Source organism: Ideonella sp. FW305-24, from assembly GCF_058788035.1.
The window spans coordinates 47486-73300 of record NZ_JBYTAI010000022.1 but is presented as its reverse complement, the minus strand read 5'-3'; the positions used below and the strand labels follow the sequence as shown (position 1 = coordinate 73300).

At 67.6% G+C, this 25815-nt stretch carries 27 protein-coding genes and 2 tRNA genes; 17 read left to right on the top strand and 12 right to left on the bottom strand.

Going from position 1 to position 25815, the window contains the following annotated elements; all coding sequences use genetic code 11:
* From AC3WR5_RS32530 to AC3WR5_RS32520, 3 genes are all read right to left on the bottom strand, one after another.
* A partial coding sequence (locus AC3WR5_RS32530) for a branched-chain amino acid ABC transporter substrate-binding protein (RefSeq protein WP_492489926.1) occupies positions 1-440 on the bottom strand: 440 nt, incomplete at its 3' end.
* Between the two features lie 201 nt (positions 441-641).
* Positions 642-1067, bottom strand: a complete 426-nt coding sequence (locus tag AC3WR5_RS32525; protein ID WP_231012178.1) for a DNA polymerase III subunit chi — start codon at positions 1065-1067, stop codon at positions 642-644.
* Entirely contained in the window at positions 1064-2527 is a 1464-nt protein-coding gene (locus AC3WR5_RS32520; protein WP_492489924.1) for a leucyl aminopeptidase, read from the bottom strand. Before AC3WR5_RS32520 ends, AC3WR5_RS32525 begins: the two co-directional genes overlap by 4 nt.
* Positions 2528-2557: 30 nt before the next feature.
* On the opposite strand from AC3WR5_RS32520, the gene lptF reads away from it, so the two are divergent.
* From lptF to AC3WR5_RS32495, 5 genes are read left to right on the top strand one after another with little or no spacing between them, the layout of a single operon-like run.
* A complete protein-coding gene (lptF, locus tag AC3WR5_RS32515) occupies positions 2558-3682 on the top strand; it encodes an LPS export ABC transporter permease LptF (protein WP_492489922.1) in 1125 nt (374 codons plus the stop codon).
* Positions 3679-4803 (top strand): LPS export ABC transporter permease LptG, encoded by a 1125-nt coding sequence (gene lptG / locus AC3WR5_RS32510; RefSeq protein ID WP_141289299.1) that lies wholly within the window; start codon positions 3679-3681, stop codon positions 4801-4803. The genes lptF and lptG overlap by 4 nt, the downstream gene beginning before the upstream one ends.
* Entirely contained in the window at positions 4800-5216 is a 417-nt protein-coding gene (locus tag AC3WR5_RS32505) for a sirohydrochlorin chelatase (RefSeq protein WP_492489920.1), read from the top strand. Before lptG ends, AC3WR5_RS32505 begins: the two co-directional genes overlap by 4 nt.
* The gene (locus AC3WR5_RS32500) at positions 5213-6157 is read left to right on the top strand and encodes a CysB family HTH-type transcriptional regulator (protein ID WP_492489918.1); all 945 of its coding nucleotides are present in this window, start codon (positions 5213-5215) and stop codon (positions 6155-6157) included. Before AC3WR5_RS32505 ends, AC3WR5_RS32500 begins: the two co-directional genes overlap by 4 nt.
* A gap of 20 nt (positions 6158-6177) precedes the next feature.
* Complete coding sequence (locus AC3WR5_RS32495) at positions 6178-7347, top strand: pyridoxal phosphate-dependent aminotransferase (RefSeq protein ID WP_492489917.1); 1170 nt, start codon at positions 6178-6180, stop codon at positions 7345-7347.
* Here AC3WR5_RS32495 and AC3WR5_RS32490 read toward each other — a convergent pair.
* Complete coding sequence (locus tag AC3WR5_RS32490) at positions 7344-9371, bottom strand: hypothetical protein (protein WP_492489915.1); 2028 nt, start codon at positions 9369-9371, stop codon at positions 7344-7346. The genes AC3WR5_RS32495 and AC3WR5_RS32490 overlap by 4 nt on opposite strands.
* A 225-nt stretch (positions 9372-9596) precedes the next feature.
* Here AC3WR5_RS32490 and AC3WR5_RS32485 point away from each other — a divergent pair, with 225 nt between their 5' ends.
* Together AC3WR5_RS32485 and AC3WR5_RS32480 are read left to right on the top strand one after the other, a co-directional pair.
* Positions 9597-10376: an oxepin-CoA hydrolase, alternative type gene (locus AC3WR5_RS32485; RefSeq protein ID WP_492489914.1), complete on the top strand. Its 780-nt coding sequence runs from the start codon at positions 9597-9599 to the stop codon at positions 10374-10376.
* A gap of 56 nt (positions 10377-10432) precedes the next feature.
* Entirely contained in the window at positions 10433-11140 is a 708-nt protein-coding gene (locus AC3WR5_RS32480) for a histidine phosphatase family protein (RefSeq protein WP_492489931.1), read from the top strand.
* A 3-nt stretch (positions 11141-11143) separates the two neighbouring features.
* Here the strand turns inward: AC3WR5_RS32480 and AC3WR5_RS32475 are convergent, their stop codons facing one another.
* Positions 11144-11908, bottom strand: coding sequence for a class II aldolase/adducin family protein (locus AC3WR5_RS32475; RefSeq protein ID WP_492489912.1), 765 nt, complete (start codon positions 11906-11908; stop codon positions 11144-11146).
* A gap of 95 nt (positions 11909-12003) precedes the next feature.
* Here AC3WR5_RS32475 and AC3WR5_RS32470 point away from each other — a divergent pair, with 95 nt between their 5' ends.
* From AC3WR5_RS32470 to AC3WR5_RS32460, 3 genes are all read left to right on the top strand, one after another.
* Positions 12004-12708, top strand: coding sequence for a Crp/Fnr family transcriptional regulator (locus AC3WR5_RS32470; protein ID WP_141288868.1), 705 nt, complete (start codon positions 12004-12006; stop codon positions 12706-12708).
* Between the two features lie 42 nt (positions 12709-12750).
* Entirely contained in the window at positions 12751-13833 is a 1083-nt protein-coding gene (locus AC3WR5_RS32465; RefSeq protein ID WP_492489910.1) for a phosphotransferase family protein, read from the top strand.
* An 80-nt stretch (positions 13834-13913) separates the two neighbouring features.
* Positions 13914-15131: an acyl-CoA dehydrogenase family protein gene (locus tag AC3WR5_RS32460; protein ID WP_492489908.1), complete on the top strand. Its 1218-nt coding sequence runs from the start codon at positions 13914-13916 to the stop codon at positions 15129-15131.
* Between the two features lie 33 nt (positions 15132-15164).
* On the opposite strand, the gene AC3WR5_RS32455 is transcribed toward AC3WR5_RS32460, so the two are convergent.
* Complete coding sequence (locus AC3WR5_RS32455) at positions 15165-15974, bottom strand: hypothetical protein (RefSeq protein WP_492489907.1); 810 nt, start codon at positions 15972-15974, stop codon at positions 15165-15167.
* Positions 15975-16024: 50 nt separating this feature from the next.
* Here AC3WR5_RS32455 and AC3WR5_RS32450 point away from each other — a divergent pair, with 50 nt between their 5' ends.
* Entirely contained in the window at positions 16025-16717 is a 693-nt protein-coding gene (locus AC3WR5_RS32450; RefSeq protein ID WP_492489905.1) for a glutathione binding-like protein, read from the top strand.
* A gap of 30 nt (positions 16718-16747) precedes the next feature.
* Here the strand turns inward: AC3WR5_RS32450 and AC3WR5_RS32445 are convergent.
* Positions 16748-16824 (bottom strand) — tRNA-Arg (locus AC3WR5_RS32445).
* Between the two features lie 102 nt (positions 16825-16926).
* On the opposite strand from AC3WR5_RS32445, the gene zwf reads away from it, so the two are divergent.
* Both zwf and AC3WR5_RS32435 read left to right on the top strand, forming a co-directional pair.
* Positions 16927-18390 (top strand): glucose-6-phosphate dehydrogenase, encoded by a 1464-nt coding sequence (gene zwf, locus AC3WR5_RS32440; RefSeq protein WP_492489904.1) that lies wholly within the window; start codon positions 16927-16929, stop codon positions 18388-18390.
* 60 nt (positions 18391-18450) lie between these two features.
* Positions 18451-18630: a YodC family protein gene (locus AC3WR5_RS32435; protein WP_141284775.1), complete on the top strand. Its 180-nt coding sequence runs from the start codon at positions 18451-18453 to the stop codon at positions 18628-18630.
* Positions 18631-18722: 92 nt separating this feature from the next.
* Here the strand turns inward: AC3WR5_RS32435 and AC3WR5_RS32430 are convergent.
* The 3 genes from AC3WR5_RS32430 to AC3WR5_RS32420 form a co-directional block, all read right to left on the bottom strand.
* Positions 18723-18799, bottom strand: a tRNA-Pro gene (locus tag AC3WR5_RS32430).
* Between the two features lie 34 nt (positions 18800-18833).
* Positions 18834-19337 carry a ribonuclease E activity regulator RraA gene (gene rraA, locus AC3WR5_RS32425; protein WP_492489902.1) on the bottom strand — a complete coding sequence of 168 codons (504 nt, stop codon included), beginning with the start codon at positions 19335-19337 and terminating at the stop codon, positions 18834-18836.
* 28 nt (positions 19338-19365) lie between these two features.
* Positions 19366-19884 carry an Lrp/AsnC family transcriptional regulator gene (locus AC3WR5_RS32420; protein ID WP_492489900.1) on the bottom strand — a complete coding sequence of 173 codons (519 nt, stop codon included), beginning with the start codon at positions 19882-19884 and terminating at the stop codon, positions 19366-19368.
* A gap of 107 nt (positions 19885-19991) precedes the next feature.
* Here AC3WR5_RS32420 and yedA point away from each other — a divergent pair, with 107 nt between their 5' ends.
* Both yedA and AC3WR5_RS32410 read left to right on the top strand, forming a co-directional pair.
* Positions 19992-20891, top strand: a complete 900-nt coding sequence (yedA, locus tag AC3WR5_RS32415) for a drug/metabolite exporter YedA (protein ID WP_492489898.1) — start codon at positions 19992-19994, stop codon at positions 20889-20891.
* Positions 20892-20995: 104 nt separating this feature from the next.
* On the top strand, positions 20996-21418 hold the full coding sequence (locus tag AC3WR5_RS32410) for a cupin domain-containing protein (protein WP_492489929.1): 423 nt from the start codon (positions 20996-20998) through the stop codon (positions 21416-21418).
* A 3-nt stretch (positions 21419-21421) separates the two neighbouring features.
* Here the strand turns inward: AC3WR5_RS32410 and AC3WR5_RS32405 are convergent, their stop codons facing one another.
* A complete protein-coding gene (locus AC3WR5_RS32405; RefSeq protein WP_492489896.1) occupies positions 21422-22093 on the bottom strand; it encodes a glutathione S-transferase family protein in 672 nt (223 codons plus the stop codon).
* A gap of 182 nt (positions 22094-22275) precedes the next feature.
* Between AC3WR5_RS32405 and AC3WR5_RS32400 the strand changes: the two genes are divergently transcribed.
* Both AC3WR5_RS32400 and AC3WR5_RS32395 read left to right on the top strand, forming a co-directional pair.
* Positions 22276-23520: a polyhydroxyalkanoate depolymerase gene (locus AC3WR5_RS32400; RefSeq protein ID WP_141284785.1), complete on the top strand. Its 1245-nt coding sequence runs from the start codon at positions 22276-22278 to the stop codon at positions 23518-23520.
* A 39-nt stretch (positions 23521-23559) separates the two neighbouring features.
* Positions 23560-24549 (top strand): 2-hydroxyacid dehydrogenase, encoded by a 990-nt coding sequence (locus AC3WR5_RS32395; RefSeq protein ID WP_492489894.1) that lies wholly within the window; start codon positions 23560-23562, stop codon positions 24547-24549.
* Between the two features lie 3 nt (positions 24550-24552).
* Here AC3WR5_RS32395 and AC3WR5_RS32390 read toward each other — a convergent pair whose 3' ends face one another.
* On the bottom strand, positions 24553-25803 hold the full coding sequence (locus AC3WR5_RS32390; RefSeq protein ID WP_492489893.1) for an MFS transporter: 1251 nt from the start codon (positions 25801-25803) through the stop codon (positions 24553-24555).
* Between the last annotated feature and the right edge of the window lie 12 nt (positions 25804-25815).

Sequence of the window (25815 nt, the reverse complement as noted above, 5' to 3'; positions counted from 1 at the left end):
TCAGCCACCACGCGGAAGGCGGTCTTGAAGCCTTGGCGGGTGTACTTGGGGTTGGTGGCAGACGGGGAGATCTGCGGGATGCCGGCGTCGGAGTAGACCTTGGAGGCGGGGATGGTGGTGCCCGAGTTCAGGTGGCCGATCACGCCGTTGACCTTGGAGTCGACCAGCTTTTGCGCGGCAGCGGTGCCTTGCTTGGGGTCGCCTGCGTCGTCTTCGGCCAGCAGTTCGAACTTGGCCGTCTTGCCGCCGATCTTCACGCCCTTGGCGTTCAACTCGTCGATGGCCATGCGCGCGCCGTTTTCATTGTCCTTGCCCAGGTGGGCAATGCCGCCACTGGTGGGGCCGACGTGACCGATCTTGACCACCAGGTCTTCGGCGTAGACCGAGCCGGCGAGCAAGGCAGCCGCAGCTGCAACGATCACATTCAGTTTGACTTGCATAGGTTCCAACCTCCGGTATAGAGATATGTCGAGATACGTGAGTTGAGTGCTCCCAACTGGCGAGACACGATACTCCAAAAAGGCCTGGTTTCCGCCCGGCGCAGGCTCCGGGTTGCCCCGGGTCAACCTGGGCGCGCAGCCCTTTGGTCGGCGTTCACACGCAAGCCGCATGCCAATGCAGCGCAATGTGCAACGCCAGGGTCACTGAGGGTGATGACTCAGCGTGCAGCCGCTGGTTTCGTAGTGCTTCCAGCGGCGACGGCCGGCCAGGCGTTCGTCGTCTTCACTGCCCACCAGCTCGGCCACCTTGTCGAAGCCTTGCAGCCACGCCGGTTCGTCGGCGCCGAGGTTGATCGCGCTGTCGCAGCGCAGGCCGGGCACCGGGCGGTCCAGCAGCCAGATCGGCGTGAGCTCCAGCGGCACGTCGGCCGGCGCATCACCGCGCACGCGCAGGTGCGGCAGGAAGGACAAGGCCTCGTCGGCCCACAGCGCCTGGTCCAGCCGGTTGAGCAGCGCGGGTGGGCCGAACACGGCCACCCGCGCGCCTTCGCGGTGCTTCTTGCGCAGCAGGCGCAGCGCCAGGGCCAGCTTGTCGCTGACCCCGGTGAGGAAGGCGACCTGGGTCAAGCCTTGGCAGCCCGCGCCAGCACGAAGTGCGTCAGCAGGCCGACCGGGCGGCCGGTGGCGCCCTTGGCAGCGCCGCTGCGGTGCGACACGCCGGCGATGTCCAGGTGGGCCCAGGGGTACTTCGCGGTGTAGCGCTGCAGGAACTTGGCCGCGGTGATGGCACCGCCGGCACGCGAGCCGACGTTGGCCATGTCGGCGAAGTTGCTCTTCAGGCCCTCGTCGTATTCCTCGTCCAGCGGCAGGCGCCAGCACGGGTCCTGCGCGGTGACCGAAGCCGCCAGCAGGTCGGCGGCGAGCGCCTCGTCGGACGCGAACAGGCCGGCGTTGTGGTGGCCCAGCGCGACGACGCAGGCGCCGGTCAGCGTGGCGATGTCGACCACGGCAGCCGGCTTGAAGCGCTCGGCGTAGGTCAGCGCGTCGCAGAGGATCAGCCGGCCTTCGGCATCGGTGTTGAGGATCTCGATGGTCTGGCCGGACATGCTGGTGACCACGTCGCCCGGCTTGGTGGCCAGGCCGCTGGGCATGTTCTCGCAGGTAGGGATCAGCGCCACGACGTTGATCCTGGGCTTGAGCTCGGCGACGGCGCGCATCGTGCCCAGCACGCTGGCGGCACCGCACATGTCGAACTTCATCTCGTCCATGTCGGCGGCCGGCTTCAGCGAGATGCCGCCGGTGTCGAAGGTGATGCCCTTGCCGACCAGCACGATGGGTGCGTCCTTCTTGGCCGCACCGTTGTATTCCATGACGATGAAGCGCAGCGGCTCCTGCGAGCCCCGCGAAACCGACAGGAACGAGCCCATGCCCAGCTTCTCGACCGCCTTCTGGTCCAGCACCTGGACCTTCAGGCCGTGCTCGCGGCCCAGGCGCTTGGCTTCTTCGCCCAGGTAGGTGGGCGTGCAGATGTTGGCCGGCAGATTGGCACAGGCCTTGGCCAGGCCGATGCCGGCGGCAATGCCTTCGCCGCGCACCAGGCCGGCCTTCAGTGCAGGCAGCTGGGCCTTGTCGGCCAGCAGCGTGACCTTGGCCGGCGCGGACACCGTTTCGGCGCTGGGCTTGGTCGCGGTGTAGCTGTAGGCGGCCTGCTCCAGCGCCAGCACCAGGGCTTCGGCGTGGGTGTCGGCCACGGTTTCGCCGGCCAGGCTCACGGCCAGGTGCTTGACCGCACGGCCCTTGAGCGCGGCCAGGCCAGCGGCCACGGCTGCGCGGAAAGCCTTGGCGGACGCGTCGCGCGCGCCGGCCAGCACCACGCGCTGGGCCTTCACGCCCGGCACGCCGTGCAGATACAGCGTGCGGCCGGCCTTGCGCTCGAAATCGCCTTGCTTCACGGCGCTTGCCAGCAAGCCATCCAGCGCCTTGTCGCCGCTGCCGCCCTTGCCGTCAACCGGCAGGACCACGATCAGTGCGTCCGCGGCCACGGCACCCGCGCCGCCTTCGGCGATGGCCAGAGCTTGAAAGTTCATAATCGGTTCCGAGAAAAAGGTGAGCTTTTGATGTTATTCGATTCGTCCGTGCGCAAGGAGCTGTCGCGCAGCTTCGGGGCCACGCTGGTGGTCATCCTGACCATCGTCGTCACGATGATGCTGATCCGCACCCTCGGCCTGGCGGCCAACGGAGCGGTTTCGCCGCAGGATGTCGTGATGGTGCTGGGCTACAACGCCATCGGCCAGTTGCCGCTGATCCTGGCGCTGGCGCTGTTCGTCTCGGTGGTGCTGAGTCTGGGGCGCATGTACCGCGAAAGCGAGATGGCGATCTGGTTCTCGGCCGGCATCGGGCTGGCGCGTTTCATTCGCCCGGTCATGCGCATGGGGTTGCCCGGCATGCTGGGCATTGGCGTGCTGGTGCTGGGCGTGTGGCCCTGGGGCAACCGGCAGATGCTGGAGCTGAAGGTGCGCTACGAGCAGCGCTCTGACCTGTCGCGCGTGGCGCCCGGCGCCTTCCAGTCCTCGTCCGACGGCAGCCGGGTCTTCTTCATCGAGCGCAACGGCGACACCAGCAGCATCGCCCGCAATGTCTTCCTGCTGAACAACAAGGACGACATCGAATCGGTCACCACCGCGCACAGCGGCCATGTGGAGCGCACCGGCGATGAACGCGAGCTGGTGCTGGATGTGGGCCACCGCAACGAGCAGAACAGCAAGACCGGTGAACACACCCGCATGAACTTCGACCATTTCCGCACCCAGATCGACAACGGCCGCATGCCGGCGCCGCAAACCCTGCCGCCCAAGGCGGTGGACACGCTGGACCTGCTGCAGGACTTCAACCTGGCCAACCAGGGCGAGCTGGTCTGGCGCCTGGGCCTGCTGCTGGGCTCTGCCAACCTGCTGCTGCTGGGCATTGGCACCGCGACCACCAATCCACGCCGGCCGAACAACTGGAACCTGCTGTTCGCCCTGCTGGCCTTCATGGTCTATTTCAACCTGGTGAACCTGAGCCAGGCCTGGGTCTCGGCAGGCCGCATCCCCTCGGTGCAGGCGCTGATCGTGCTGCACGGGCTGGCGCTGTTCCTGGCGCTGGCACTGATCTGGTGGCGTGACCACGCAACCGTGGTGCACCTGCGCAAGCTGCGCAACGGCAATGCCGGCGGTGCCGCGGCCGCAGGGAGCGCCGCATGAAGACGGTCCGCAAGCTGCTGTACCAGGACGTCTTGTGGTCGGTGTTCTTCGTGGCACTGGCCTTCATGTCGCTGTTCTATTTCATCGACTTCCTCGACGAGCTCGCCCGCGTTGGCCGCAATGGCTACACCATGCCGCGCGCCGCGCTGGCGGCGCTGCTGTCCATGCCGGGCCGCTTCTACGAGCTGTGCCCGATCGCGGTGCTGATCGGCACCATCTACGCGATGGCGCGGCTGGCGCAGTCCTCCGAGTTCACCATCCTGCGCACCGGTGGCCTGGGCCCCGGCCGTGCGCTGACGCTGCTGCTGGTGCTGGGCCTGCTGATGGGCGCGGTGACCTTTGTGGCCGGCGAATACGTCGCGCCCTGGGGCGAACAGCATGCGTCGGACCTGCGGGCCAAGCCGCGCGGCGGCGCGCCGGTCGGCAAGGCCGGTGCCTGGCTGAAGGAGCACCGCAACACGCCCGAGGGCGAGCGCAGCTACTCGATCAATGTCGAGTCCAGCGCGCCTGGTGGACGCATGCGCGAGGTGCGCATCTTCGAGCACGACGACGAAGGCCGGCAGATCAGCCGCATCGAGGCTGGCAGCGCGACCGTGCAGACGGTTCGCTCGGGCCGCAGCAGCGGCTCTGTCTGGCACCTGCAGGACGTGCAGATCACGCGCTGGCCCACGGCCTCGGGCATGCCGGTGGTGACCGAACAGAAGGACGCGCTGGACTGGCCGACGACGCTGAGCATCGGCCTGGTGACCGCGGCGATCTCGCCGATCGGCAGCATGTCCACGCTGGACCTGTGGCGCTACAGCCGCCACCTGAGCGACCAGGAGCAGACCTCGCAGCGCTACGAGCTGCAGTTCTGGAAACGCGCGTTCTACCCGTTTGCCTGCATTGTGATGGTGGCGCTGGCGCTGCCGTTTGCCTACCTGCACGCGCGGGCCGGTGGCATCAGCCTGAAGGTCTTCGGCGGCATCATGCTGGGCATCAGCTTCGTGCTGCTGAACAACGTCGTCGGGCACCTGGGCCTGCTGCACGACTGGACGCCCTGGCTCGCTGCCGCCGTGCCCAGCCTGATCTACCTCGGCTTGTCCTTGGCCGCCTTCTGGTGGCTGGTGCGTTACCGATGAAAGCGACTGGCATGCATGGCCTGATCCTGATGGCGCACGGTGCGCGCGACGCGAACTGGTCGGCCCCGCTGGAAGCCAGCGCCGCGCGCTGCCGCGAACTGCTGCCCGGCTGGCAGGTGGCCATGGCCTACCTCGAATTCATGGCACCCGACCTGCCGGGCTGTGGCCGCACCCTGGTGGAACAGGGCTGCACCGAAGTGGATGTGCTGCCGCTCTTTCTGGGTGCTGGCGGCCATGTGCGCAAGGACCTGCCGCGGCAGATTGAGGCGCTGCGCCAGGCCCATCCCGCGGTGCAATGGCGGCTGCATGCCGCCGTTGGCGAATCGCCGCTGGTGGTCGAGGCCATGGCCCAGGCCGCGCTCGCGATGGCACTTGACCCGACCCGCCTGCTTCCGGACGACACGACTGCATGAACCTGCACCAGTTCCGATTCGTCCAGGAGGCGGTGCGCCGCAACCTGAACCTGACCGAGACCGCGAAGGCGCTCTACACCTCGCAGCCCGGCATTTCCAAGGCCATCCTGGAACTGGAGGAAGAGCTGGGCGTGGACATCTTCGTGCGCCACGGCAAACGCCTCAAGCGCGTGACCGACCCCGGCCAGCAGGTGCTGAAGTCGGTGGAGATCATCCTGCGCGAGGTGGCCAACCTGAAGCGCATCGGCGAGGAGTTCTCCAAGCAGGACGCCGGCCGGCTGTCCATCGCGGCCACGCACACGCAGGCGCGCTACGTGCTGCCCGAGCCCATCATGCTGCTGCGCAAGCGCTTCCCCAAGGTGCTCATCAGCCTGCACCAGGGCTCGCCGGAGCAGGTCGCCCGCATGCTGCTGGACGACTCGGCCGACATTGGCCTGGCAACCGAAACACTGACAGACATCGACGAGCTGGTCACGCTGCCCGCCTACGAATGGCAGCACGTGATCGTGATGCCGCAGGACCATCCGCTGGCCCAGGTCGAACGGCTGACGCTGGAGCAGCTGGCCGAGGTGCCGCTGATCTCCTACCAGCCGGCCTTCACCGGCCGCAAGCGCATCGACCATGCCTTTGCCCAGCGCCGGCTGACGCCCAACATCGCGCTGGAAGCCATCGACTCGGACGTCATCAAGACCTATGTGCGCGCCGGCCTGGGCGTGGGCATCGTCGCCGAGATGGCGATGGCCGGCGAGCCGGCCGGCGGCGAGCTGGTCAGCCGCCCCGCCGGCTACCTGTTCGGCCAGAACACCACCCGCGTCGCCTTCCGCCGTGGCGCCTACCTGCGCGGCTTCGTGCTGAGCTTTGCCGAGCTGCTGTCCGACCGGCTGAGCCGCCCGCTGATCGAGCGGGCCATGAACAGCACCGGCGATTCCTACGAGCTCTGAGCCCTTCCCTCTCACTGCCCATGACCATCACCCGCGACTTCGCCGCTCCGCCCGTCACCACACGCCTGCCCAAGGTCGGCACGACGATCTTCACGGTCATGTCCGCGCTCGCCCAGCAGCATGGCGCGGTCAACCTCGGCCAGGGCTTTCCTGACTTCCAGGGCGACCCGGCGCTGGTGGACGCGGTGGCCGCGGCGATGCGCGCGGGCCACAACCAGTACCCGCCAATGCCCGGCCTGATGTCGCTGCGCGAGGCGGTGGCCGGCAAGATCGAATCGCTGCACGGCGCGTCCTACGACCCGGACCGCGAGATCACCATCACCGCCGGTGCCACCCAGGCCATCCTGACGGCGGTGCTGGCGCTGGTGCACCCGGGCGACGAAGTCATCGTGCTGGAGCCCTGCTACGACAGCTACGAGCCCGCGCTGACCCTGGCCGGCGCGACCACCGTGCGCGTGCCGCTGGACCCGAAGACGCTGCACGTGGACATGGCGCGCGTGGCCGCCGCGCTGACGCCGCGCACCCGGGCCATCATGATCAACACGCCGCACAACCCCAGCGGCACCGTGTGGAACGCCAGCGAGCGCAGCCAGCTGCGTGACCTGCTGCGCGGCACGAATGTGCTGGTCATTTCGGATGAGGTCTACGAGCACATGGTGTTCGACGGCCAGCCGCACATCAGCGTCTGTGGTGACCCGGAACTGGCCGCGCGTTCGCTGCTGATCTCCAGCTTCGGCAAGACCTTCCACGTCACCGGCTGGAAGGTCGGCTACGTGGCCGCGCCGGCCGAGCTGATGGCCGAATTCCGCAAGGTGCACCAGTTCAACGTGTTCACCGTCAACACGCCGATGCAGCAAGGCCTGGCGCAGTACCTGGCCAACCCCGCGCCCTACCTGGACTTGCCGGACTTTTACCAGGCCAAGCGCGACCTGTTCCGCGCCGGCCTGGCGCCGACCAAGTTCAGGCTGCTGCCCTGCGAAGGCACGTATTTCCAGTGCGTGGACTATTCGCGCATCAGCGAGATCGAGGACGATGCCTTCTGCCGCTGGCTGACCGAGGAGATCGGCGTGGCGGCCATCCCGCTGTCGGCCTTCCACGAGCGGCCGACCGACCAGCGCATCATCCGCTTCTGCTTTGCCAAGCAGGAGGCCACGCTGCGGGCCGCGCTCACGCGCCTGCAGGGGCTTTAGAACCTGGGCTTGCGGGCGGGAGCGATAGGCGCATCCGGCCCATCCAGCGACATTGGCTCGCTGTCCGGCAGCACCGGGTTGAACTCGAAGTGGGTCAGCAGGCTGTCGGGCGCGTCGTCCAGCACCAGGTCGGGCTCTTCGGCCCGGTCACCGTCGCTGCTGCCCGCCGGCCCACCCACCAGGCCCGCCGGGCCGCCAAAGTCGCCCAGCGGCAGCAGCAGGTCCACCTCGTCGGTCTTGCCGCCGCCTTGCTGCAGCAGGTCGCGGGCAATCGCGTACATCAGCAGCAAGTCCTTGTAGGCCGGCAGGTCGAACAAGTCCTGGGTCTCGTCCTTGCGGAACAGCATGCCTTCGAGCACCGCCATCGCATCCAGCGGGGACGGCCAGGCGGTCTCCAGTTCCTGCACCGCATAGGGGTAGTCTTCCAGCACCCGGCCGTACAGCGGGCCCATGTCCCAGTCGGGCGCATAGGCGTTGAAGCGGCGATTGAAGCGGGCACGGATGCGCTCGTAGGCGCTGCGGTCGCCCTGGCGGCGGTAGATCTCCAGCAGCTTGGTGTACGGCACCGGGCTTTGCCCGCCGGTGCTGCGCAGGTAGGACATCAGCAGGTCGATGGCGGCATCTTCCTGGCCCAGCGCGATGAAGAAGTCGGCCTGCTGCTCCAGGTCCAGCAGCTCTTCCACCGACACCTCGCGCGGCGCTTCCTCGGCCTGCACCAGCGGTCCAAACGGCGCCGTGCGACCAGGCTGGAAGGTGGCAGCCACTGCCGCCGCCGTGGCCGTGGCGACCGCAGGTGTGGGCACCGACCAGGGGCTGGGGGCGGTCGGCGGGTTGACGCCCTCGCTCCCGGGCAAGCTGGGCTCGGAGGCCGCATCGGCGTGGCCATCCAGCGCCAGCGCCTGGCCCTGGGCCGGCTCGGCCGTGGGTTCGTCCAGCAATGCAGAAGCTTCGGCTGGCATGGCGGCCGGCGGCACGGGGGCGAGCAAAGGCCCGTCGGCTCGCGAGGGCGACCACCATTCCGGCCCCAGGGCCAAGGCCCGCGAGCGGCGCCACAGCAGCAGCGCACCGCCTGCGCTGAGCAGCAGCAGCCCGGCCAGCCACGGCAGCCAGGCGGCCCGCTTCTCCGCACCCTGCAGGCGCTCGCGCAAGGCCTGGTTGTCGGTTGCCATGGCCTTGCTGTTGCCCTGCAGCGCGGCAATGGCGGCTTGCAACTGGGTCAGCTGGGCCGCGCCGTCGCCCGGCGCGCTGCTGGCTGCGGCCCCGGGCATGGCCAATGCCGCAGCGCCGGCGGCCTCGCCCATGAACACGGGTTCTTCGATGTCCATCTTCAGCATCGGGCCGCCGCTGGCCACTTCCAGCTGCAGCCGGGCGCCCCCTTGGTCCAGGCCGGGCACCCGCTGGGCAGCGGCCGCGCGGCCCTTGCCAGCGCCATCGGTTTGCCGCTCACGCGCCGCAGCCGCACGCTCGCGCCGCGGGCCCTTGGGCGTTTGGACCTTGGCGCCTGGCTCGGCCGCAGCGCCGCGGCTGGTGGACTGGGAACCCGAAGCCGCTGCTGCGGGCGACACGCCTGTGGCGGACACGGCGGAAGGCAGCCGCACAGGCGCCGCGCCGGCAGCGCTTGCGAGGCCCAGCGGCGGATCTGCCAGCGCAGTGAACTGGCGCGTGAAGCGGCTCTTGCAACCGGCCGTGACACGCACCAGCAGCACCGGTTCTTCGACCGGCGAGGTGGTGGTGATGCGGGCCAGCCATTGCTGGCGGCCGGACCGGCCGACAACGGCAGGCTGGGCCTGCACCTGGACCCGCACTTCAGCGTCCGGCAGGCGCCGGTCGCCCGACAGGACTTCGGCACTGATGCAGTCGGCGACGATCGCCTCTTCGTCTTCCAGCGTCAGCGGGAGCAGCAGTTGCAATGGCTGGCCCATCACCGCCTGGAAGGCCGGGGGGCCAAAGCTGGCGCCGTGGGCAGACAGGCTGGCCGACAGCGTGCAAAGGCACAGGAGCGCGGGGACTCTTTTTCTTGTCATGCCTGCTGCGTATCGAGTTGTTTTTGACTCTATCACGCAGGGTTGCCCTCATCTTCTCGGGGCTCGCCCGCACTGTGCTGCACACACCACTGCAACATCACAGATGCCAGAATCTGCGGAACTAGTTGGCATTTGCAGCGGCTGGTGTTCGGTGGCCGGCGCTCAACAAAATCAGAAATGAGCCGGTTCAGCCTTCCATAGATTCAAAACCTTGCGGGAGATTCCATGCCGTCCGAACTGCTGACACAGCGTGAAGGCCAGACCCTGGTGCTGACGCTGAGCGACCCCGCCACGCGCAACACCTTGTCGCCGCAGGTCTACTCGGCCGGGGTCGAGGCACTCAACGTGGCGGCGGATGACCCGACGCTGCGGGCCGTCATCGTGCGCGGCGATGGCGAGCACTTCTGCGCCGGCGGCGACCTGAACCGGATTGCCGGCGCACGCGAACGGCCGCCGCAGTTGCAGGCCGAATCCATCGACCAGTTCTGCGGCCTGGTCGAAGCGCTGGGGCATTTCCCCAAGCCGGTGATTGCCGCGGTCGAGGGCTTTGCGGCAGGTGGCGGCATGGCGCTGGCGCTGGCCTGCGACCTGATCGTCGCGGCCGACGACGCGCGTTTCGTGATGTCCTATGCCAAGCTGGGCCTGTCGCCCGACGGTGGTGCCAGCTGGCACCTGGCGCGAGCCCTGCCACGGGCGCTGGCGCTGGAACTGATGTGGCTGGCCGAGCCCATCGGTGCGCAGCGCCTGCATGCGCTGGGACTGGTCAACCGCCTGACCGAAAAAGGCCAGGCACTGGCCACCGCGCTGGCGCTGGCCCGCCAACTGGCCGGCATGGCGCCCAACGCAGTGGCCAGCAGCAAGGAACTGGTGCAACAGGCGCCGGCACGGCGCTTGCGCGAGCAGATGGAAGCCGAGAAGCGCGAGTTCGTTGCCAACCTGTTCCACGACAACGGCGGCGAAGGCATTGCCGCTTTCCAGGCCAAGCGCAAACCTGAATTCCGCTGAGCGCCTACTCGCGCTCACCACCAACCGCCACCATGCCCACCGCCCTGCCCGATCCCCTGCCCGCTTTCACCCCACCCGCCCGCCGGCGCCTTTACCTGATGCGCCACAGCTCGGTGGACTACTTCCTGCCCGACGGCTCGCCGCTGGACCCGCACAGCGTGCCACTGAGTGCGACCGGCCGAGCCCAGGCGGACGCCGCGGGCCGCTTGTTTGGCGAGGCCGGCGTGCGCTTCGACCGGGTGCTGGTCAGCGGCCTGCCGCGCACGCGCGAAACCGCGCAGCGCGTGCTGGCCGCTGCCGGCCAGTCCATCACGCCGGTGGTCGACACGCGGCTGCAGGAAATCCGCCCCGGGCGGCTGGAAAACATTCCACGCGACGAACTGCACGCGGCCTTCACCGAGCTGTTCAACAACGACCCGCAGATCGAGCAGCACCGCTTCCTCGGCGGCGAGACCGTGGGCGAACTGCTGGACCGCATCCTGCCGGCCTTCGATGAACTGCTGGCAGACAGCGGCTGGCAGACCGTGCTGCTGGTGCTGCACGGTGCCGTGAACCGCGGGCTGCTGTCACGCGCCCTGTGTGGCCAGCGCACCTTCTTCGGCCGGCTGGAGCAGGCGCCGGGCTGCATCAACGTGCTGGACATCGGCATGCAGGACATCGTCGTGCGCACCATCAACCTCGCGCCCACCCAATGGCTGCAGGAACGCGAACGGCTGACGACAATGGAAAAGCTGCTGCTGCAGTACACCGGCAAGCCGGTCTGAAACTCAAGCGTCATAGCCGGGCATTTGCCGGTCGAGGCGGCGCAACAGGCCGGGCCAGATCAGCTGGCTGCCCATGCCGCGCGTGACCTGTGCGGCCTGCTGGCGCGCAGTCGCGATGATCTCCGGCGCCACCTGCACCAGGCTCCCGCCGCCGGCTTGCGCACGCACCTGGATCGCACAGGTGGTCTCGAACAGGTACATCGCCTGGAAGGCATCGGCAATCGTCTTGCCCACCGTCAACAGGCCATGGTTGCGCAACATCAGGAAGCTGTTTTCGCCCAGGTCGCGCGCCAGCCGCGGCTTCTCGTCGTCGCGCAGCGCCACGCCTTCATAGTCGTGATAGCCCAGGCTGCCAAGCACGAAGATGGACTGCTGCGACAGCGGCAGCAAGCCCTCGGCCTGGGCCGAGACTGCAATACCATTCAGGGTATGCGTGTGCAGCACACAGCCCACCTCATGGCGAGCCGCATGCACGGCGCTGTGGATGGTGAAGCCGGCCGGGTTGACCGGGTATGGCGAGTCGCTCAGCTTGTTGCCTTCGTGGTCCACCTTGACCAGGCTACTGGCGGTGATCTCCTCGAACAGCATGCCGTAGGGGTTGATCAGGAAGGCATTGTCTTCGCCAGGCACACGGGCGCTGATGTGGGTGAAGACCAGGTCATCCCAGTGGAACAGCGCAACCAGCCGATAGGCGGCGGCCAGGTCCACGCGGGTTTGCCATTCCGCTTCGCTGCAACTTGGCCTCAGGGTTTCCAGGCGAGCATTCATTGTTTGTCTCCGTGGTGACGCGGTGCCCAGGGGAAACCGCAACATGGACAATACCGACAACGATCATGTCGCCGTTGTCACGTCAGGGACAAATGATGAATACCCCCATTCTTACAATCGAAGAGCGCCACAACATTGATTCAGCTTCATGGTTTTCCTCGCTCTCGCACACCCTGCGCTCTGCCATCATGGCGCGAGCCTTTGTGCGGCGATTACAGGACGGCACACCGCTCGCCGCGCGCGGCGGGCCGGCCGAAGATTGGGTTGGGGTGGCCAAGGGTGCAGTGCGGGTCAGCACGGTGTCGCTGTCTGGCAAGCAGGTCTCTTTGACCTACGTCGAGCCAGGCACCTGGTTTGGCGACATCGCGTTGTTCGATGGCCTGCCGCGCACCCACGATGCCACGGTCCACGGCGCGACCACACTGGTCGGTGTCACCAAGGCGGATTTCAAGGAGCTGTTGTCGCAGCACACGGAGTTGTACGAGGCGCTGCTGCGCCTGAACTGCCGCCGCCTGCGGCTGATGTTCAACCTGTTCGAGGACCTCAACACCCGGCCGCTCTCCGCACGCCTGGCCAAGCAGTTGCTGCTGCTGGCCAACAGCTACGGCATCGCGCAGGGCGAGGAGATCCGCATCGGGCTGCAGCTGGCGCAGGAAGACCTGGCGCAACTGCTAGGCGCGTCGCGCCAGCGGGTCAACCAGGAACTGAAGGAACTGGAACGCGAAGGCGTGCTGCGGGTGGAACCCACGCGCCTGGTCGTGCTGCACAGGGACAAGCTGCTGGCCGCAGCGCAACGCTGAGCATCCGCTGGGTTCGCCCTGCGGCGCAGGGATGAACAACGCATGGACCTCCAACACAACATCGGCACCAAGCCCGTCGCGGCCAGCCACCAATTCGACATCGGCGCGCTCGAAGCGCACCTGGCGCAGCACCTGCCGGGCTTTGCCGGGCCGCTGACGGTCGAGCAGTTCAAGGGCGGCCAGTCCAACCCGACCTACAAGCTCATCACGCCGCAGCGCGCGTATGTGATGCGCTCCAAGCCGGGCCCGGCCGTCAAGCTGCTGCCGCAGGCGCATGCCATCGAGCGCGAGTTCCGCGTGATGAAGGCGCTGCACGGCAGCGCGGTGCCGGTCGCCGAGATGCACCTGTTGTGCGAGGACGAAGCGGTGATCGGCCGTGCGTTCTACGTGATGGCGTGCGTGGCCGGTCGCGTGATGTGGGACCAGTCCCTGCCCGAGCTTTCTCCCGAGCAGCGCGGCGCGGTCTATGACGAGATGAACCGCGTGATCGCCGCGCTGCACAGCGTGGACGTGGGCGCCGTCGGCCTGGCGGATTACGGCAAGCCGGGCAACTACTTCGAGCGCCAGATCGGCCGCTGGAGCAGGCAGTACCAGGCCTCGGTCACGCAGGACATTCCGGCGATGAACCGCCTGCTCGAATGGCTGCCGGCCAACATCCCGGACAGTGCGCGCGCCGCGGCGGAAGTGACCATCGTGCACGGCGACTTCCGGCTCGACAACCTGATCTTCGACGCCGCCGAGCCGCGCGTGAAGGCGGTGCTGGACTGGGAGCTGTCCACCATCGGCCACCCGCTGGCCGATTTCAGCTACCACTGCATGGCCTGGCACATCCCACCCGGCACCTTCCGCGGCATTGCCGGGCTGGACCATGCCGCTTTGGGCATCCCGTCCGAGCGCGAGTACGTGCGCCGCTACTGCGAGCGCACCGGCCGCGCGGACCCCGAAGCCGTCGTGCGGGACTGGAACTTCTACCTGGCCTACAACCTGTTCCGCCTGGCGGCCATCGTGCAAGGCATTGCCAAGCGGGTCGAGATGGGCACCGCCGCCAGCGAGCAGGCGCGGGCCAACGGCGCGGCTGCGCCCCAACTTGCCGCGCTGGCCTGGGGCTTCGCCGCCAAGGCCTGATCCGGCCTCGGCCGCAATCGCCTTCCCTTTCAGTTTTCTCGCATCGCAAAAGCGCCATCGGCGCCATCAAAGGAGACCGCATGGACTTCGCCTATTCCCCGCGCACCCAGGAGCTGAGGGACGCCGTCTCGACGTTCATGGACCAGCACGTCTACCCCAACGAAGCCCGCTACGGGACCGAGCTGGAGGCCAACACGCAGGCAGGCAAGCGCTGGACGCCGTTGCCCGTCATCGAGGAACTCAAACCCAAGGCGCGCGCCGCCGGGCTGTGGAACCTGTTCCTGCCCGAGAGCGAACTGGGCGCCGGCCTGCTGAACCAGGAATACGCGCCGCTGGCCGAGATCATGGGCCGCGTGCCCTGGGCCAGCGAAGTCTTCAACTGCTCGGCGCCCGACACCGGCAACATGGAAGTGCTGGTGCGCTACGGCAGCGCCGAGCACAAGGAACGCTGGCTCAAGCCGCTGCTGGCCGGCGAGATCCGCTCCGGCTTCGCGATGACCGAGCCGGCGGTGGCCTCGTCGGACGCGACCAACATCGAAGCCCGCATCGAGCGCCAGGGGGACGAGTACATCATCAACGGCCGCAAGTGGTGGACCAGCGGCGCAGGTGATCCGCGCTGCAAGGTGCTGATCTTCATGGGCAAGACCGACCCCGACGCACCGCGCCATTCGCAGCAGTCCATGGTGCTGGTGCCGATGGACGCCCCCGGTGTGAAGGTCATGCGCGCGCTGAGCGTGATGGGCTATGACGACGCGCCGCATGGCCACATGGAGATCGACTTCCAGAACGTGCGCGTGCCGGCCAGCAGCATCCTGCTGGGCGAAGGCCGCGGCTTCGAGATCGCCCAGGGCCGCCTCGGCCCGGGCCGCATTCACCATTGCATGCGCCTGATCGGCCTGGCCGAGCGTTCGCTGGAACTGATGTGCAAGCGCGCCAGCAGCCGCGTGGCCTTTGGCAAGACGATCGCCCAGCAAGGCGTCACGCAGGAGCGCATTGCCGAGGCCCGCTGCATGATCGAGCAGGCCAGGCTGCTGACGCTGAAGGCCGCCTGGATGATGGACGTGGCCGGCAACAAGACCGCCAAGGCCGAGATCGCGATGATCAAGGTCGTCGCGCCCAGCATGGCCTGCCAGGTCATCGACTGGGCCATGCAGGTGTACGGCGCCGCCGGCATGTCGCAGGACTTCCCGCTGGCCAGCTACTACGCAGGCGCCCGCACGCTGCGCTTTGCCGACGGCCCCGACGAAGTGCACCGCAACGCAATTGCCAAGGTCGAGCTGGGCAAATACCGCATGTGATGGGGCCAGCGGCGGCAGCGTGCCGCCTTGGGCTCAATCCTCCGCTGGCGGATCGCTGGCGGGACCTTGCCGGCTCGCCAGGTCCTGCTGGCTGAGGTCGAGCTGGCTGGCGTTGATCTGGCTGGCACCCATCTGGCTGGAGATGGGCTGCGACGCAAACCCGCGCGCGCCCAGCAGCGCCGCCTGGAACGCCTGCCGCGCCGACGCGATGGCCGCCACGTCCGGCGCCGCCAGGGACTGCCGCCAGACCAGCCGGCCTCGGTGCACCAGCAAGGCCCAGCCCAGCGGCGCCGGCTTCTCGCGCGAGCCCGGCTTGCGAGCCGTTGCGGCCAACCGCTGCAGCTCGGCCTGCGCCCAGCCGTGCAGTGCGTCCCCCGTCGGTCCGGCCAGCCACTCGGCCATCCAGGCCGACTGATTGGCCACGCCGGCAAAGTCGCCGCGCAGCGGCCCGAGCTGCGTCGCATCCAGCCGCTCGCCCATCGCCAGCCAGCGCATTTCCTCCGGCATCTCGCCATCGAAACGGGTCTGCACCGTGCCGGTGGACTGTTCGAACAGCGCGCGCTCCAACGCCTCAAGCAGGGCCTGCGGCATCAAGGCACCGTAGACATGCGGCGCAATGCCGGTCTCGCTGCGCAGGCGCAGCTCCATGCCGCTGAGGTAAGGCCGCTGCGATGGTCCCCATTCGATGCGCAGCGGCAAGCCTTCGCGGGCCGGCTCGATGACGAAGCCGTCTCGCTCGTGCGTGAGCTTGAGCACCAGGCCCTCGCTGGCGCACCACTGTTTGACGGCGCTCTCGGCACCGGAGGCGCCGCCGAGAAGCCATTGCCGAAGCGTCCTGCTCATGCTTTGGATTAGAGTGCGTTCAGGCTGACACCGCCCGAGGAGACGCGCTCATGATTGAAGTGTATTCGTGGCCCACCCCCAACGGGCACAAGGTCCACATCATGCTGGAGGAGTGCGGCCTGAAGTACCGAGCAATCCCGGTCGACATCGGCGCCGGCGACCAGTTCCAGCCCAAGTTCCTGGCCCTCAGCCCGAACAACAAGATCCCCGCACTGGTCGATCCCGATGGCCCGGACGGCAAGCCGATCTCGCTGTTCGAATCCGGCGCCATCCTGCTCTACCTCGCCGGCAAGACCGGCCGCTTCCTGCCCGCCAGCACGCATGCCAAGTACGAGGTGCTGGAGTGGCTGATGTTCCAGATGGGCGGCGTGGGCCCGATGCTGGGCCAGGCCCATCATTTCCGCGTCTACGCGCCCGAGAAGATCGCCTACGCAGTGGACCGCTACACCAACGAGGCCAAGCGGCTCTACGGCGTGATGGACAAGCGGCTGGCCAACTCGCGCTACCTGGGCGGCAATGAATACAGCATTGCCGACATCGCCGTCTTCCCCTGGCTGCGTTCGTGGAAGAACCAGGGCATTGACTGGAACGACTACCCGCACCTCAAGGGTTGGTTCGATGAAGTGGCCAAGCGGCCAGCGGTGCAGCGCGGCGTGGAAGTGCTGGCCGACCACCGCAAACCTGTCACTGACGACAAGGCACGTGAAATGCTCTTCGGCGCCACGCAGTACAAGCGCAAGTAGCGAAGCGCTGCAAGGCTGTCTCAAAGCAGATGGCCTGCCCGGAGGGACTCGAACCCCCGACCTGCTGCTTAGAAGGCAGCTGCTCTATCCAGTTGAGCTACGGGCAGTGTGAAGCCGCGCATTCTAAGGCGGGGGGCGGCGGCCCGCGACTTGCGAGCAATGGATGAACGACAACCCGGGACACCGTCCCGCTGACCGGAGACCTGCCCTTGGCCAAGATTCATCCTGGTGTCGGCCCGCAATTCGGGCAGGTGGTGGTGCTGTTTGGCGCGAGCGGCGACCTGGCGCGGCGCAAGCTGCTGCCGGGGCTGTACCACCTGTGCAATGCCGGTTTCATTCCGAGCTGCCGCATCGTCGGCGTGTCGCTCGACGACATGGACGCCGACGGCTTTCGCCAGCTGGCCCGCAAGGCCCTCGACGAATTTGGCAGCCGCCGCGTGAGCGATGCGGACTGGCAGGCCTTCGAGGGCAACCTTGACTACGTGGCGCTGGCCGACGGTGCAGCCGCGCTGAAGGCCGCGGTGGCGCGGGCCGAAGAGGCCATGGGCGTGGAGTCGCGTCGGCTGCACTACCTCAGCGTGCCGCCGAGTGCTGCGCTGTCGGCCGTGCGCATGCTGGGCCAGGCCGGGCTGGTGGAGCGCTCGCGCATCGTGATGGAAAAGCCGTTTGGCGTGGACCTGGCCAGTGCTGTCTCGCTGAACAGCCAGCTGCACGAGGTCTTCGCTGAAGAGCAGATCTTCCGCATCGACCATTTCCTGGGCAAGGAGCCGGCGCAGAACATCCTCGCCTTCCGCTTTGCCAACGGCTTGTTCGAGCCGATCTGGAACCGCAACTTCATCGACCACGTTCAGATCGACGTGCCCGAGACGCTGGGCCTGGGGCAGCGCTCGGGCTTCTACGAGCAGACCGGCGCCTACCGCGACATGGTGGTCACCCACCTGTTCCAGATCCTGGCCTTCATGGCGATGGAGCCGCCCACCGCGCTGGAGCCTGCGCCCATCAGCGAGGAGAAGAACAAGGTCTTCCGCAGCATGCTGCCCATCCAGCCGGAGCACGTGGTGCGTGGCCAGTACGCCGGCTACCGGCAGGAAGAAGGCGTGGACCCGACCAGCGAGACCGAGACCTTCATCGCGCTGAAGTGCTTCATCGACAACTGGCGCTGGGCCGGCGTGCCGTTTTTCCTGCGCACCGGCAAGCGCATGGCCGAGGGCCAGCGCATCATCTCGATCGCCTTTCGCGAACCGCCCAAGAGCATGTTCCCGCCCGGCTCGGGCGTGGGCGCGCAGGGCCCGGACCACCTGACTTTCGACCTGGCCGACGCGTCGAAGATGTCGCTGTCGTTCTACGGCAAGCGCCCCGGCCCGGGCATGCGACTGGACAAGCTGAGCCTGCAGTTCGCGATGCACGACACCGGCATGCTGGGCGATGTGCTGGAGGCCTACGAGCGGCTGATCCTGGACGCGATGCGCGGCGACCACACGCTGTTCAACACCGCAGAAGGCATCGAGCGGCTGTGGCAGGTTTCCACCCATTTGCTGGAAGCGCCGCCGCCGGTGCGGCTCTACCCGCCTGGCTCCTGGGGCCCGAAGTCCATCCACCAGCTGATTGCGCCGCATGCTTGGCGGCTGCCTTTCGAGCGCGCCTGGCGCGACCCGAACAAGGCGGGCAGCTGAGGCTGCACGAAGCAGCCCAAAGCAGCCGTTACCATCGATGCTCAACTTCACAGGAATGTCATGGCTGAGACTTTCAAGCCGGGCGACGTGGTTCGCCTGAAGGCCGGCGGGCCCAAGATGGTCGTCGAGTATGTGCAGGACGACAGGAAGCTCGCTTGCGTATGGTTCCTGGAGGGCAACACCAAGCGCGACCTGTTCCCGGGCGAATGCGTGGAAACGCCGCCAGCGAAGGAAGCCTGAATCGCAGGAAAACTGAGGGCCTGAAAGCGGTTCAACGCATCCCGCGCTGAACCGGCAAGCCTTGCAAAGAAGATGCAAGGCTGAAGAAGAAATGGTCGGGGCGGCGGGATTCGAACTCGCGACCCTCTGGTCCCAAACCAGATGCGCTACCAGGCTGCGCTACGCCCCGACAAGCTCATCAGTATAGCCCAGAAATCAAGCTTTCAGGCCGCACTTCGTTTCACGACGATGCCGTCTTCATCGGCATACAACCACTCGCCCGGCCTCAGCCACTCGCCGGCGATCTGCACCGGCACATCGCGCAGGCCCTGGTCGCGGCGCTCGGTGGGCATCGGAATCAACCCCAGCGCGCGGATGCCGACCTGGCAGGCGCGCATCTCGGCCGCGTCCCTCACGGCGCCGAACACCAGCACGCCGGCCCAGCCGTTTTTCTCGGCCGCCTGCGCCAGGTTGCCGCCCAGCAGCGAGCGCTTCAGCGAGCCGCCGCCGTCCACCACCAGCACCCGCCCCTCGCCAGGCGACATCACCGCCTCGCGCACCCGGGAGTTGTCTTCCAGGCATTGCACGGTGCTGATGGGGCCGGCGAAGCGCGTCAGGCCCCCAAAGTCGCGGAACAGCGGCGGCAGCACACGCAGCTCGCCATTGCTCGGGTCCTTTTCGGCGTCGCACAGGTCACAGGTCGAAAACGAGGGCGTCTCAGTGGGCATGGCGGGTCCTTTGGGAGATGGAAAAGGCTCAGGCGTTGTGAATCTTGCGAATAGGTGGCTTCACGTCCTCGCCGCGGGCTGGCAGCATGGTCTGGTGCTCGCGGGCGGCATTCAGGATGATGGATGTGCTGGTTTCGGTGAGCATGCAGAAGCGGGTCACCACCGCGTCCAGGTGGGCCACGTCGATCACCGCAATCTCCAGCACCCAGCTGTCCTCGCCAGTCACGTTGTAGGCATTGACGACCTCGGGCGTCTGCTGGATCAGCTTGACCACCCGCGCGTACTCGGCGCGCCCCACGCGGATGACCGCGCGAATGCCATAGCCCAGCGCCTTCAGGTCCACCGTGGCGCGGTAGCCGGTGATCACGCCGGCGGCTTCCAGCTTGCGCACACGCTCGGTCACCGCCGGCTGGGACAGGTGCACGCGCCGGCCCAGCTCGGTCATGCTGAGCCGCGCATCGGCCTGCAGTTCGGCCAGGATGCGGGTGTCGTAGGCGTCCAGCGCGAGCGGTGCGGCGGCGACGGGCTGGGTCAGGGGTGCGTTCATGGTGTTCAAAGCCTAGCATGCGAAACACCTTGAAAACCAAACCCCACCCGGCACCAGACCTTGGCTTTCCCATCGAATGCGGCGCGCGGCCTCGCTACGATGAGCGCATGTCGACCACCACCGTCACCCCTGCCCGCTCGGCCGGTGCCACCTTCAGCCCGCTGATCCTCGCCTGCCTCGCCGCCACCTGGCTGGTCTGGGGCTCGACCTACCTGGTCATCAAATACGCGCTGCTAAGCTTCCCGCCGTATTTCCAGATGGGCACGCGCTTCCTGGTCGCGGGCGGCGTGCTGCTGGCCTGGACCCGCTGGCGCGGCACGCCGCTGCCAAGCGCCAGGCAATGGCGCAATGCCTTGATCGTCGGCGCGCTGATGCTGGGCGGCGGCATGGGCGGCACGGCGGTGGCCGAGGTTTCGGTCGGCTCCGGGCTGGTGGTGGCCTTCATCGCGGTGGTGCCGATGATGATTGCGCTGGTGAACCTGGTGTTCGGCATCCGGCCCGGCAAGCTGGAACTGGCTGGCATCGCGGTGGGCCTGGTCGGTGTGCTGATGCTCACGCAAGGGGCGGGCTTCCAGTCGTCCACCGCAGGGCTGATCGCCATCACGGTGGCGTGTGTGACCTGGTCCATCGGCAGCGTGCTGAGCCAGCACAGGCTGCCGCTGGCGCCGGGCGCAAGCGGTTTTGCCAGCGAGATGATCTGCGGCGGCGCAGTGCTGCTGCTGCTCTCGCTGCTGACCGGCGAGCAGCCGCAGTGGCCACCGCAGCCTGTCGCCATCGCCGCCTGGGCCTACCTGGTGGTGTTTGGCTCGCTGATCGCCTTCAATGCCTACATGGTGCTGCTGGCCCGGGCGCCTGCCGGGCTGGCGTCCAGCTACACATTCGTGAACCCGGTGATCGCGATGCTGCTGGGCGTGGCCATTGGCGGCGAGACGGTGACCGGCTTCGAGTGGTCGGCCGTGGCCGTGGTGCTGGCCGGCGTGGTGCTGCTGGTGGGTGCGCGCCGGTAACAAACCTTGCCGAGGCCGTGTGCCTCGGGAATGAAACCTGCATGCCCAGAGGTACCGGATTTCCGGTGCCTACGTGGGAGCCACGCATGCCAGATCAGCCCGAGATCAGCAGCCCAGCCACCGCCTTCTCACACGTGAGGCCGCCCGACACGGCTTTCCGAGGCGATGGCCTGCGGGACTTCTTCCTTTACCGCGACCTCGGCATTGCAGAAGCCACCCGCGGCAAGGTCATTGCGCAACTGGTCATTGCCCACAACGCCCCGGAAAAGGGCACCGGCTGGCACCGACATGAGGCGGAGTTCCACATCGTGCTCATGTTGCGCGGCTGGGCCCGCTTCATGTACGAGGACAAGGAAACCCTGGTCAGCGCGGGCGACTGCGTGCACCAGCGGCCCGGCGTGCGCCACTACCTGTTCGACTACTCACCGGACATGGAATACCTGGAAGTGGTCGGACCTGCAGACTTCACGACCATCGACGTGCCGCCGGTCTGCGATGTGCCCGAGTCCAAGGGCTGGGGCGTCTGAGCTTCAGAATTCCACTTCCAGCTCGTCGATGGCCTCCGGCTCCAGCAGCGCTGCAGCCGTCCATTCCTTCATCTCGGGCAGGCTCGCAATGGTGTCGCAATACGCGGCGCAGGCGGCGTTCTTGACCTTCACGTCGTAAGTGCGCAGCCGCGTGACCACCGGCGCATACATCGCGTCGGCCATGCAGGGCTGCTCGCCAAACAGGAACGGGCCGCCGTAGCGGCTCAGGCAGTCCTGCCAGATGGCCAGCACATGGTCGATGTCCGCCTGGGCGCGGCTCCACACCTTGTAGCCCTTGAAGTGACCTTTCAGGTTCATCGGCAGCGCCGAGCGCAACGAGGTGAAGCCCGAATGCATCTCGCCGCAGATCGCGCGGCAGTGCGCCCGCGCCGCGCGGTCTGCCGGCAGCAACCCGGCCTTGGGCTTGACCTCGTTGAGGTATTCGGCAATGGCCAGCGTGTCCCACACCTGCACGCCCTGATGCCGCAGGCAGGGCACGAGGATGGACGGCGCCAGCAGCAGCATCTCGGCCTTGGCGCCCGGGTCATCCGGCGACAGCAGCACTTCCTCGAACGGTAGGCCGGCGAAACGCGCAAGCAGCCAGCCGCGCAGCGACCAGGACGAGTAGTTCTTGCTGCTGAGCGTCAGCGTGGTCGTCACCGGGGCATTGGGCATGAATGCAGCTCCTGTTGTGTGCACAGGTTCTCGCAAGCGTTGTGCCCGCCCCACCTCGCAAACACCCGCTTGGCGCCCGCAACACTGTCACGCAGGCGACAGGCGAGTGGCCCGTTCCTTGCCTCGGAGCTGCCTCTGCCTTGCTCGCTTCCAGTGGCCTCTCACCGCGGCCCCACAACACCATGATGTATTCCGCCTACCAAGCGCAGACCGACTGCCTGGCGCCGCTGCAGACGGCCGCTCGCGCGGCCACGTCCTGGTTGAATCAGCCGCACTTCCAGAACCCCTGGTCCGAGATGCTGACCAAGCCGCTGGCGGCCAGCCTCGATGTGTTTGCCCGGCTCAGGCTGACCCACCACCGGCCGGGCTTCGACATCGCCAAGGTCATGGTGGGTGCGCCCGGCCATGAGCAGCCGGTGGCGGTGACCGAAGAGGTGGTGCTGAAGCGCCCGTTCGGCAGCCTGCTGCACTTCCGCCGCGCGGACCTGGGCAGCAACGGCAGCGAGCTGCCGCGCGTGCTGGTCGTTGCACCGCTCTCAGGCCACTTCGCCACGCTGCTGGCCGACACCGTGCGCACGCTGCTGGCCGACCACGACGTGTTCATCACCGATTGGCACAACGCACGCCATGTGCCGCTGTCCGAAGGCGCTTTTGGGCTGGACGACTATGTCGAGCAGGTGATCGAGTTCGTCGCCACGCTGGGCCCGGGTGCGCACGTGCTGGCCGTTTGCCAGCCCTGCGTGCCGGCGCTGGCCGCCGTGGCCTTGATGGCCCAGCGCGAGCACATTGCCCAGCCGCGCAGCCTCACGCTGATGGCCGGCCCTGTGGACTGCCGCATCAACCCGACCGGTGTCAACGAGCTGGCGATCAGCAAGCCCATCGAGTGGTTCGAGAAGAACCTGATCGCCCGCGTGCCGTGGCGCTACCCGGGTGCAATGCGCAAGGTCTACCCTGGCTTCGTGCAGCTGACCGCCTTCATGAGCATGAACCCGGACCGGCATCGCCAGGCCTTCATCGACCTGTACAAGAACCTGCTGGCCGGCGACCTGCCCCGCGCCACGCACACCCAGGCCTTCTACGAGGAATACTTCGCTGTCAACGACCTGCCGGCCGAGTTCTACCTGGAGACCGTCGAGCGCGTGTTCCAGACCTACGACCTGGCCAGGGGCGAGATGGTGGTCAAGGGCCAGAAGGTGGAGCCCGCCGCCATCCGCCGAACCGCGCTCTTCACGGTCGAAGGCGAGCGCGACGACATCTGCGCCATCGGCCAGACCGTTGCCGCACACGACCTCTGCACCGGCATCAAGCCTTACATGAAGCAGCACCACGTGCAGCTCGGCGTGGGCCACTACGGCGTGTTCAGCGGCAAGCGCTGGCAGCAGCAGATCTACCCCCGCGTGCGCGAGATGATCCACAGCATGAATTGACGGCGCATGATGGCTCTTCCATGAGCACGGGGGCGCCAGATGCACATCACCGTTTTCAGCAGCCGCGCCTACGACCGCAGGTTTCTGGACCAGGCCAATGCCAGCCACGGGTTCACGCTGACCTACTTGGAACCGCGGTTGGAGGCGGCCACGGCCGTGCTGGCCGATGGCGCAGACGCCGTGTGTGTCTTTGTCAACGACAAGCTGGACGCCACCGTGCTGCAGCGCCTGGCAACACTCAAGGTGCGCCTGGTGGCATTGCGCTGCGCCGGCTTCAACAATGTGGACCTGGCCGCAGCGAAGGTACTGGGCCTGAGCGTTGGCCGCGTGCCGGCCTATTCGCCGCACGCCGTGGCCGAACACACGCTGGCGCTGCTGCTGGCGCTCAACCGCCGCCTGCATCGCGCCTACAACCGGGTGCGCGAAGGCAACTTCATGCTCGACGGGCTGATGGGCTTCGACCTGCACGGCAAGACGGTCGGCGTGGTCGGCACCGGCCGAATCGGCGTGAACGTGGTGCGCATCCTGCGCGGCTTCGGCTGCCGGGTGCTGACGCACGACCCGCTGCCCAGCCCGGAATGCCTGGCGCTGGGCGCCGAGGAGGCAGACCGCGCCACGCTGCTCGCGCGCTCCGACCTCATCACGCTGCACTGCCCCTTGACGCCCGACACCCGCCACTGGGTCAACGCCGGCAGCATTGCCGCGATGCGGCCGGGCGTGATGCTCATCAACACCAGCCGTGGCGCGCTTGTCGACACCCCCGCGGTGATCGACGCGCTGAAGACCGGCCAGATCGGCGCGCTGGGGCTGGACGTCTACGAAGAAGAGGCGGACCTGTTCTTCGAAGACCTGTCAGACCAGCCGCTGCAGGACGATGTGTTCGCCCGGCTGCTGACCTTCCCGAACGTGCTGATCACCGGCCACCAGGGCTTTTTCACCCACGAGGCCTTGACGGCGATTGCCGAGACCACGCTGGCCAATGTCGCCAGCTTCACCCGCGACGGCCGGCCGCTGCACCCGGTGAACTGAGCCTCAGCGCCGCCGGGTGACGCCGACCAGCCCGGCCGCGCCCACGCCCAGCATCAGCGCAATGGCCGCACCGAAGAAGATGCCGCGAGGGTGGCCGCCGTCCATCAGCGCGCCGAAGATGGGGGCGGCCACCGCAAAGCCGGTGTCCAGGCCTGAATACACGGTGCCGTAGACGCGACCGGTGGCGCCGGGCGGCGAGGCGCGCTTGATCAGCATGTCGCGTGACGGGCCGGCAATGCCGGTGCCAAAACCTGCAAACGCCGCCGCGCAGGCCGCGGCCACCGGTGGCAGCCAGCCAATGCCGGCCAGCAGCAACAACACGGCCGCGCCGCTCATCGCCAGGCTGATCTGCCGCTCCAGCCGCTCCGAGCGGTTGACCAGGAAGCCGCCCAGCACCATGCCGGCCGCGCCGCACAGCATGTAGCCGGTGACGACAAAAGCCGTGGCACCCAGCGGCAGCCCGTACAGCGTGGACAGCGCCGGGCTGGCGAAGCTCTGGATCGCTGCCAGCGCCGCGGTCGTGAAGAAAAAGAACGAGAAGCACAGCCACACCGAAGGCAGCTTCAGGAAGGCCATCGGATGCTCGACCGGTGCCGCTGCAGCACCAGCCTTCTCATGGCCCCAGCTCCCTTGGCGGTCATCCAGCGCATCGCGATTGAGGTACAGGATGGCCATGACGGCCAGCGCCAGCAACGCCGTGCCGGCATAGGCCGCACGCACCGAGCCGAAGGCCTCCGTCAGGCCGATCAGGAACACCGGCGACACCGCCCAGCCCAGGTTGCCGCTGATGCCGTGCACCGAGAACGCATGGCCCAGGCGCGCCGACGAAACGCGCTTGTTCAGGATCGTGAAGTCGACCGGATGGAACGGCGCGTTGCCCAGGCCGGCCAGCGCCGCAGCGGCCATCAGCCCGCCAAAGCCGCCGGCAAATCCGGCCAGCACCGAGGCCAGGAAAAAACAGCCGATGGCCGCGAACAGGATGGGCCGCGCGCCGGTGCGGTCCACCAGAAAGCCCGACAGCGCCTGGCCGACGCCGGAGATGACGAAGAACACCGTCACCAGCAGGCCGACTTCCGAATAGCTCAGGCCGAACTCGCGGATGAAATGCGGGAACAGCGGTGGCAGCAGCAGGTGGAAGAAGTGCGAAGTGCCGTGCGCCAGGCCGATCAGGCTGATGGTGCGCACGTCGGCGCTGCGTCTGGCCGTCTCTTCGGCCGACAGCGGCAGGCGGGGGTTCGTCGTGGTCGTCGTCATGGCGGCACTGTA

Coding starts and splice junctions, on each gene's coding strand:
- AC3WR5_RS32520 (WP_492489924.1), bottom strand. CDS start 2,527: ATGAACTTTCAAGCTCTGGCCATCGCCGAAGGCGGCGCGGGTGCCGTG.
- lptF (WP_492489922.1), top strand. CDS start 2,558: ATGTTATTCGATTCGTCCGTGCGCAAGGAGCTGTCGCGCAGCTTCGGG.
- lptG (WP_141289299.1), top strand. CDS start 3,679: ATGAAGACGGTCCGCAAGCTGCTGTACCAGGACGTCTTGTGGTCGGTG.
- AC3WR5_RS32505 (WP_492489920.1), top strand. CDS start 4,800: ATGAAAGCGACTGGCATGCATGGCCTGATCCTGATGGCGCACGGTGCG.
- AC3WR5_RS32500 (WP_492489918.1), top strand. CDS start 5,213: ATGAACCTGCACCAGTTCCGATTCGTCCAGGAGGCGGTGCGCCGCAAC.
- AC3WR5_RS32495 (WP_492489917.1), top strand. CDS start 6,178: ATGACCATCACCCGCGACTTCGCCGCTCCGCCCGTCACCACACGCCTG.
- AC3WR5_RS32490 (WP_492489915.1), bottom strand. CDS start 9,371: ATGACAAGAAAAAGAGTCCCCGCGCTCCTGTGCCTTTGCACGCTGTCG.
- AC3WR5_RS32485 (WP_492489914.1), top strand. CDS start 9,597: ATGCCGTCCGAACTGCTGACACAGCGTGAAGGCCAGACCCTGGTGCTG.
- AC3WR5_RS32475 (WP_492489912.1), bottom strand. CDS start 11,908: ATGAATGCTCGCCTGGAAACCCTGAGGCCAAGTTGCAGCGAAGCGGAA.
- AC3WR5_RS32470 (WP_141288868.1), top strand. CDS start 12,004: ATGAATACCCCCATTCTTACAATCGAAGAGCGCCACAACATTGATTCA.
- AC3WR5_RS32465 (WP_492489910.1), top strand. CDS start 12,751: ATGGACCTCCAACACAACATCGGCACCAAGCCCGTCGCGGCCAGCCAC.
- AC3WR5_RS32460 (WP_492489908.1), top strand. CDS start 13,914: ATGGACTTCGCCTATTCCCCGCGCACCCAGGAGCTGAGGGACGCCGTC.
- AC3WR5_RS32455 (WP_492489907.1), bottom strand. CDS start 15,974: ATGAGCAGGACGCTTCGGCAATGGCTTCTCGGCGGCGCCTCCGGTGCC.
- AC3WR5_RS32450 (WP_492489905.1), top strand. CDS start 16,025: ATGATTGAAGTGTATTCGTGGCCCACCCCCAACGGGCACAAGGTCCAC.
- AC3WR5_RS32435 (WP_141284775.1), top strand. CDS start 18,451: ATGGCTGAGACTTTCAAGCCGGGCGACGTGGTTCGCCTGAAGGCCGGC.
- rraA (WP_492489902.1), bottom strand. CDS start 19,337: ATGCCCACTGAGACGCCCTCGTTTTCGACCTGTGACCTGTGCGACGCC.
- AC3WR5_RS32420 (WP_492489900.1), bottom strand. CDS start 19,884: ATGAACGCACCCCTGACCCAGCCCGTCGCCGCCGCACCGCTCGCGCTG.
- yedA (WP_492489898.1), top strand. CDS start 19,992: ATGTCGACCACCACCGTCACCCCTGCCCGCTCGGCCGGTGCCACCTTC.
- AC3WR5_RS32405 (WP_492489896.1), bottom strand. CDS start 22,093: ATGCCCAATGCCCCGGTGACGACCACGCTGACGCTCAGCAGCAAGAAC.
- AC3WR5_RS32400 (WP_141284785.1), top strand. CDS start 22,276: ATGATGTATTCCGCCTACCAAGCGCAGACCGACTGCCTGGCGCCGCTG.
- AC3WR5_RS32395 (WP_492489894.1), top strand. CDS start 23,560: ATGCACATCACCGTTTTCAGCAGCCGCGCCTACGACCGCAGGTTTCTG.
- AC3WR5_RS32390 (WP_492489893.1), bottom strand. CDS start 25,803: ATGACGACGACCACGACGAACCCCCGCCTGCCGCTGTCGGCCGAAGAG.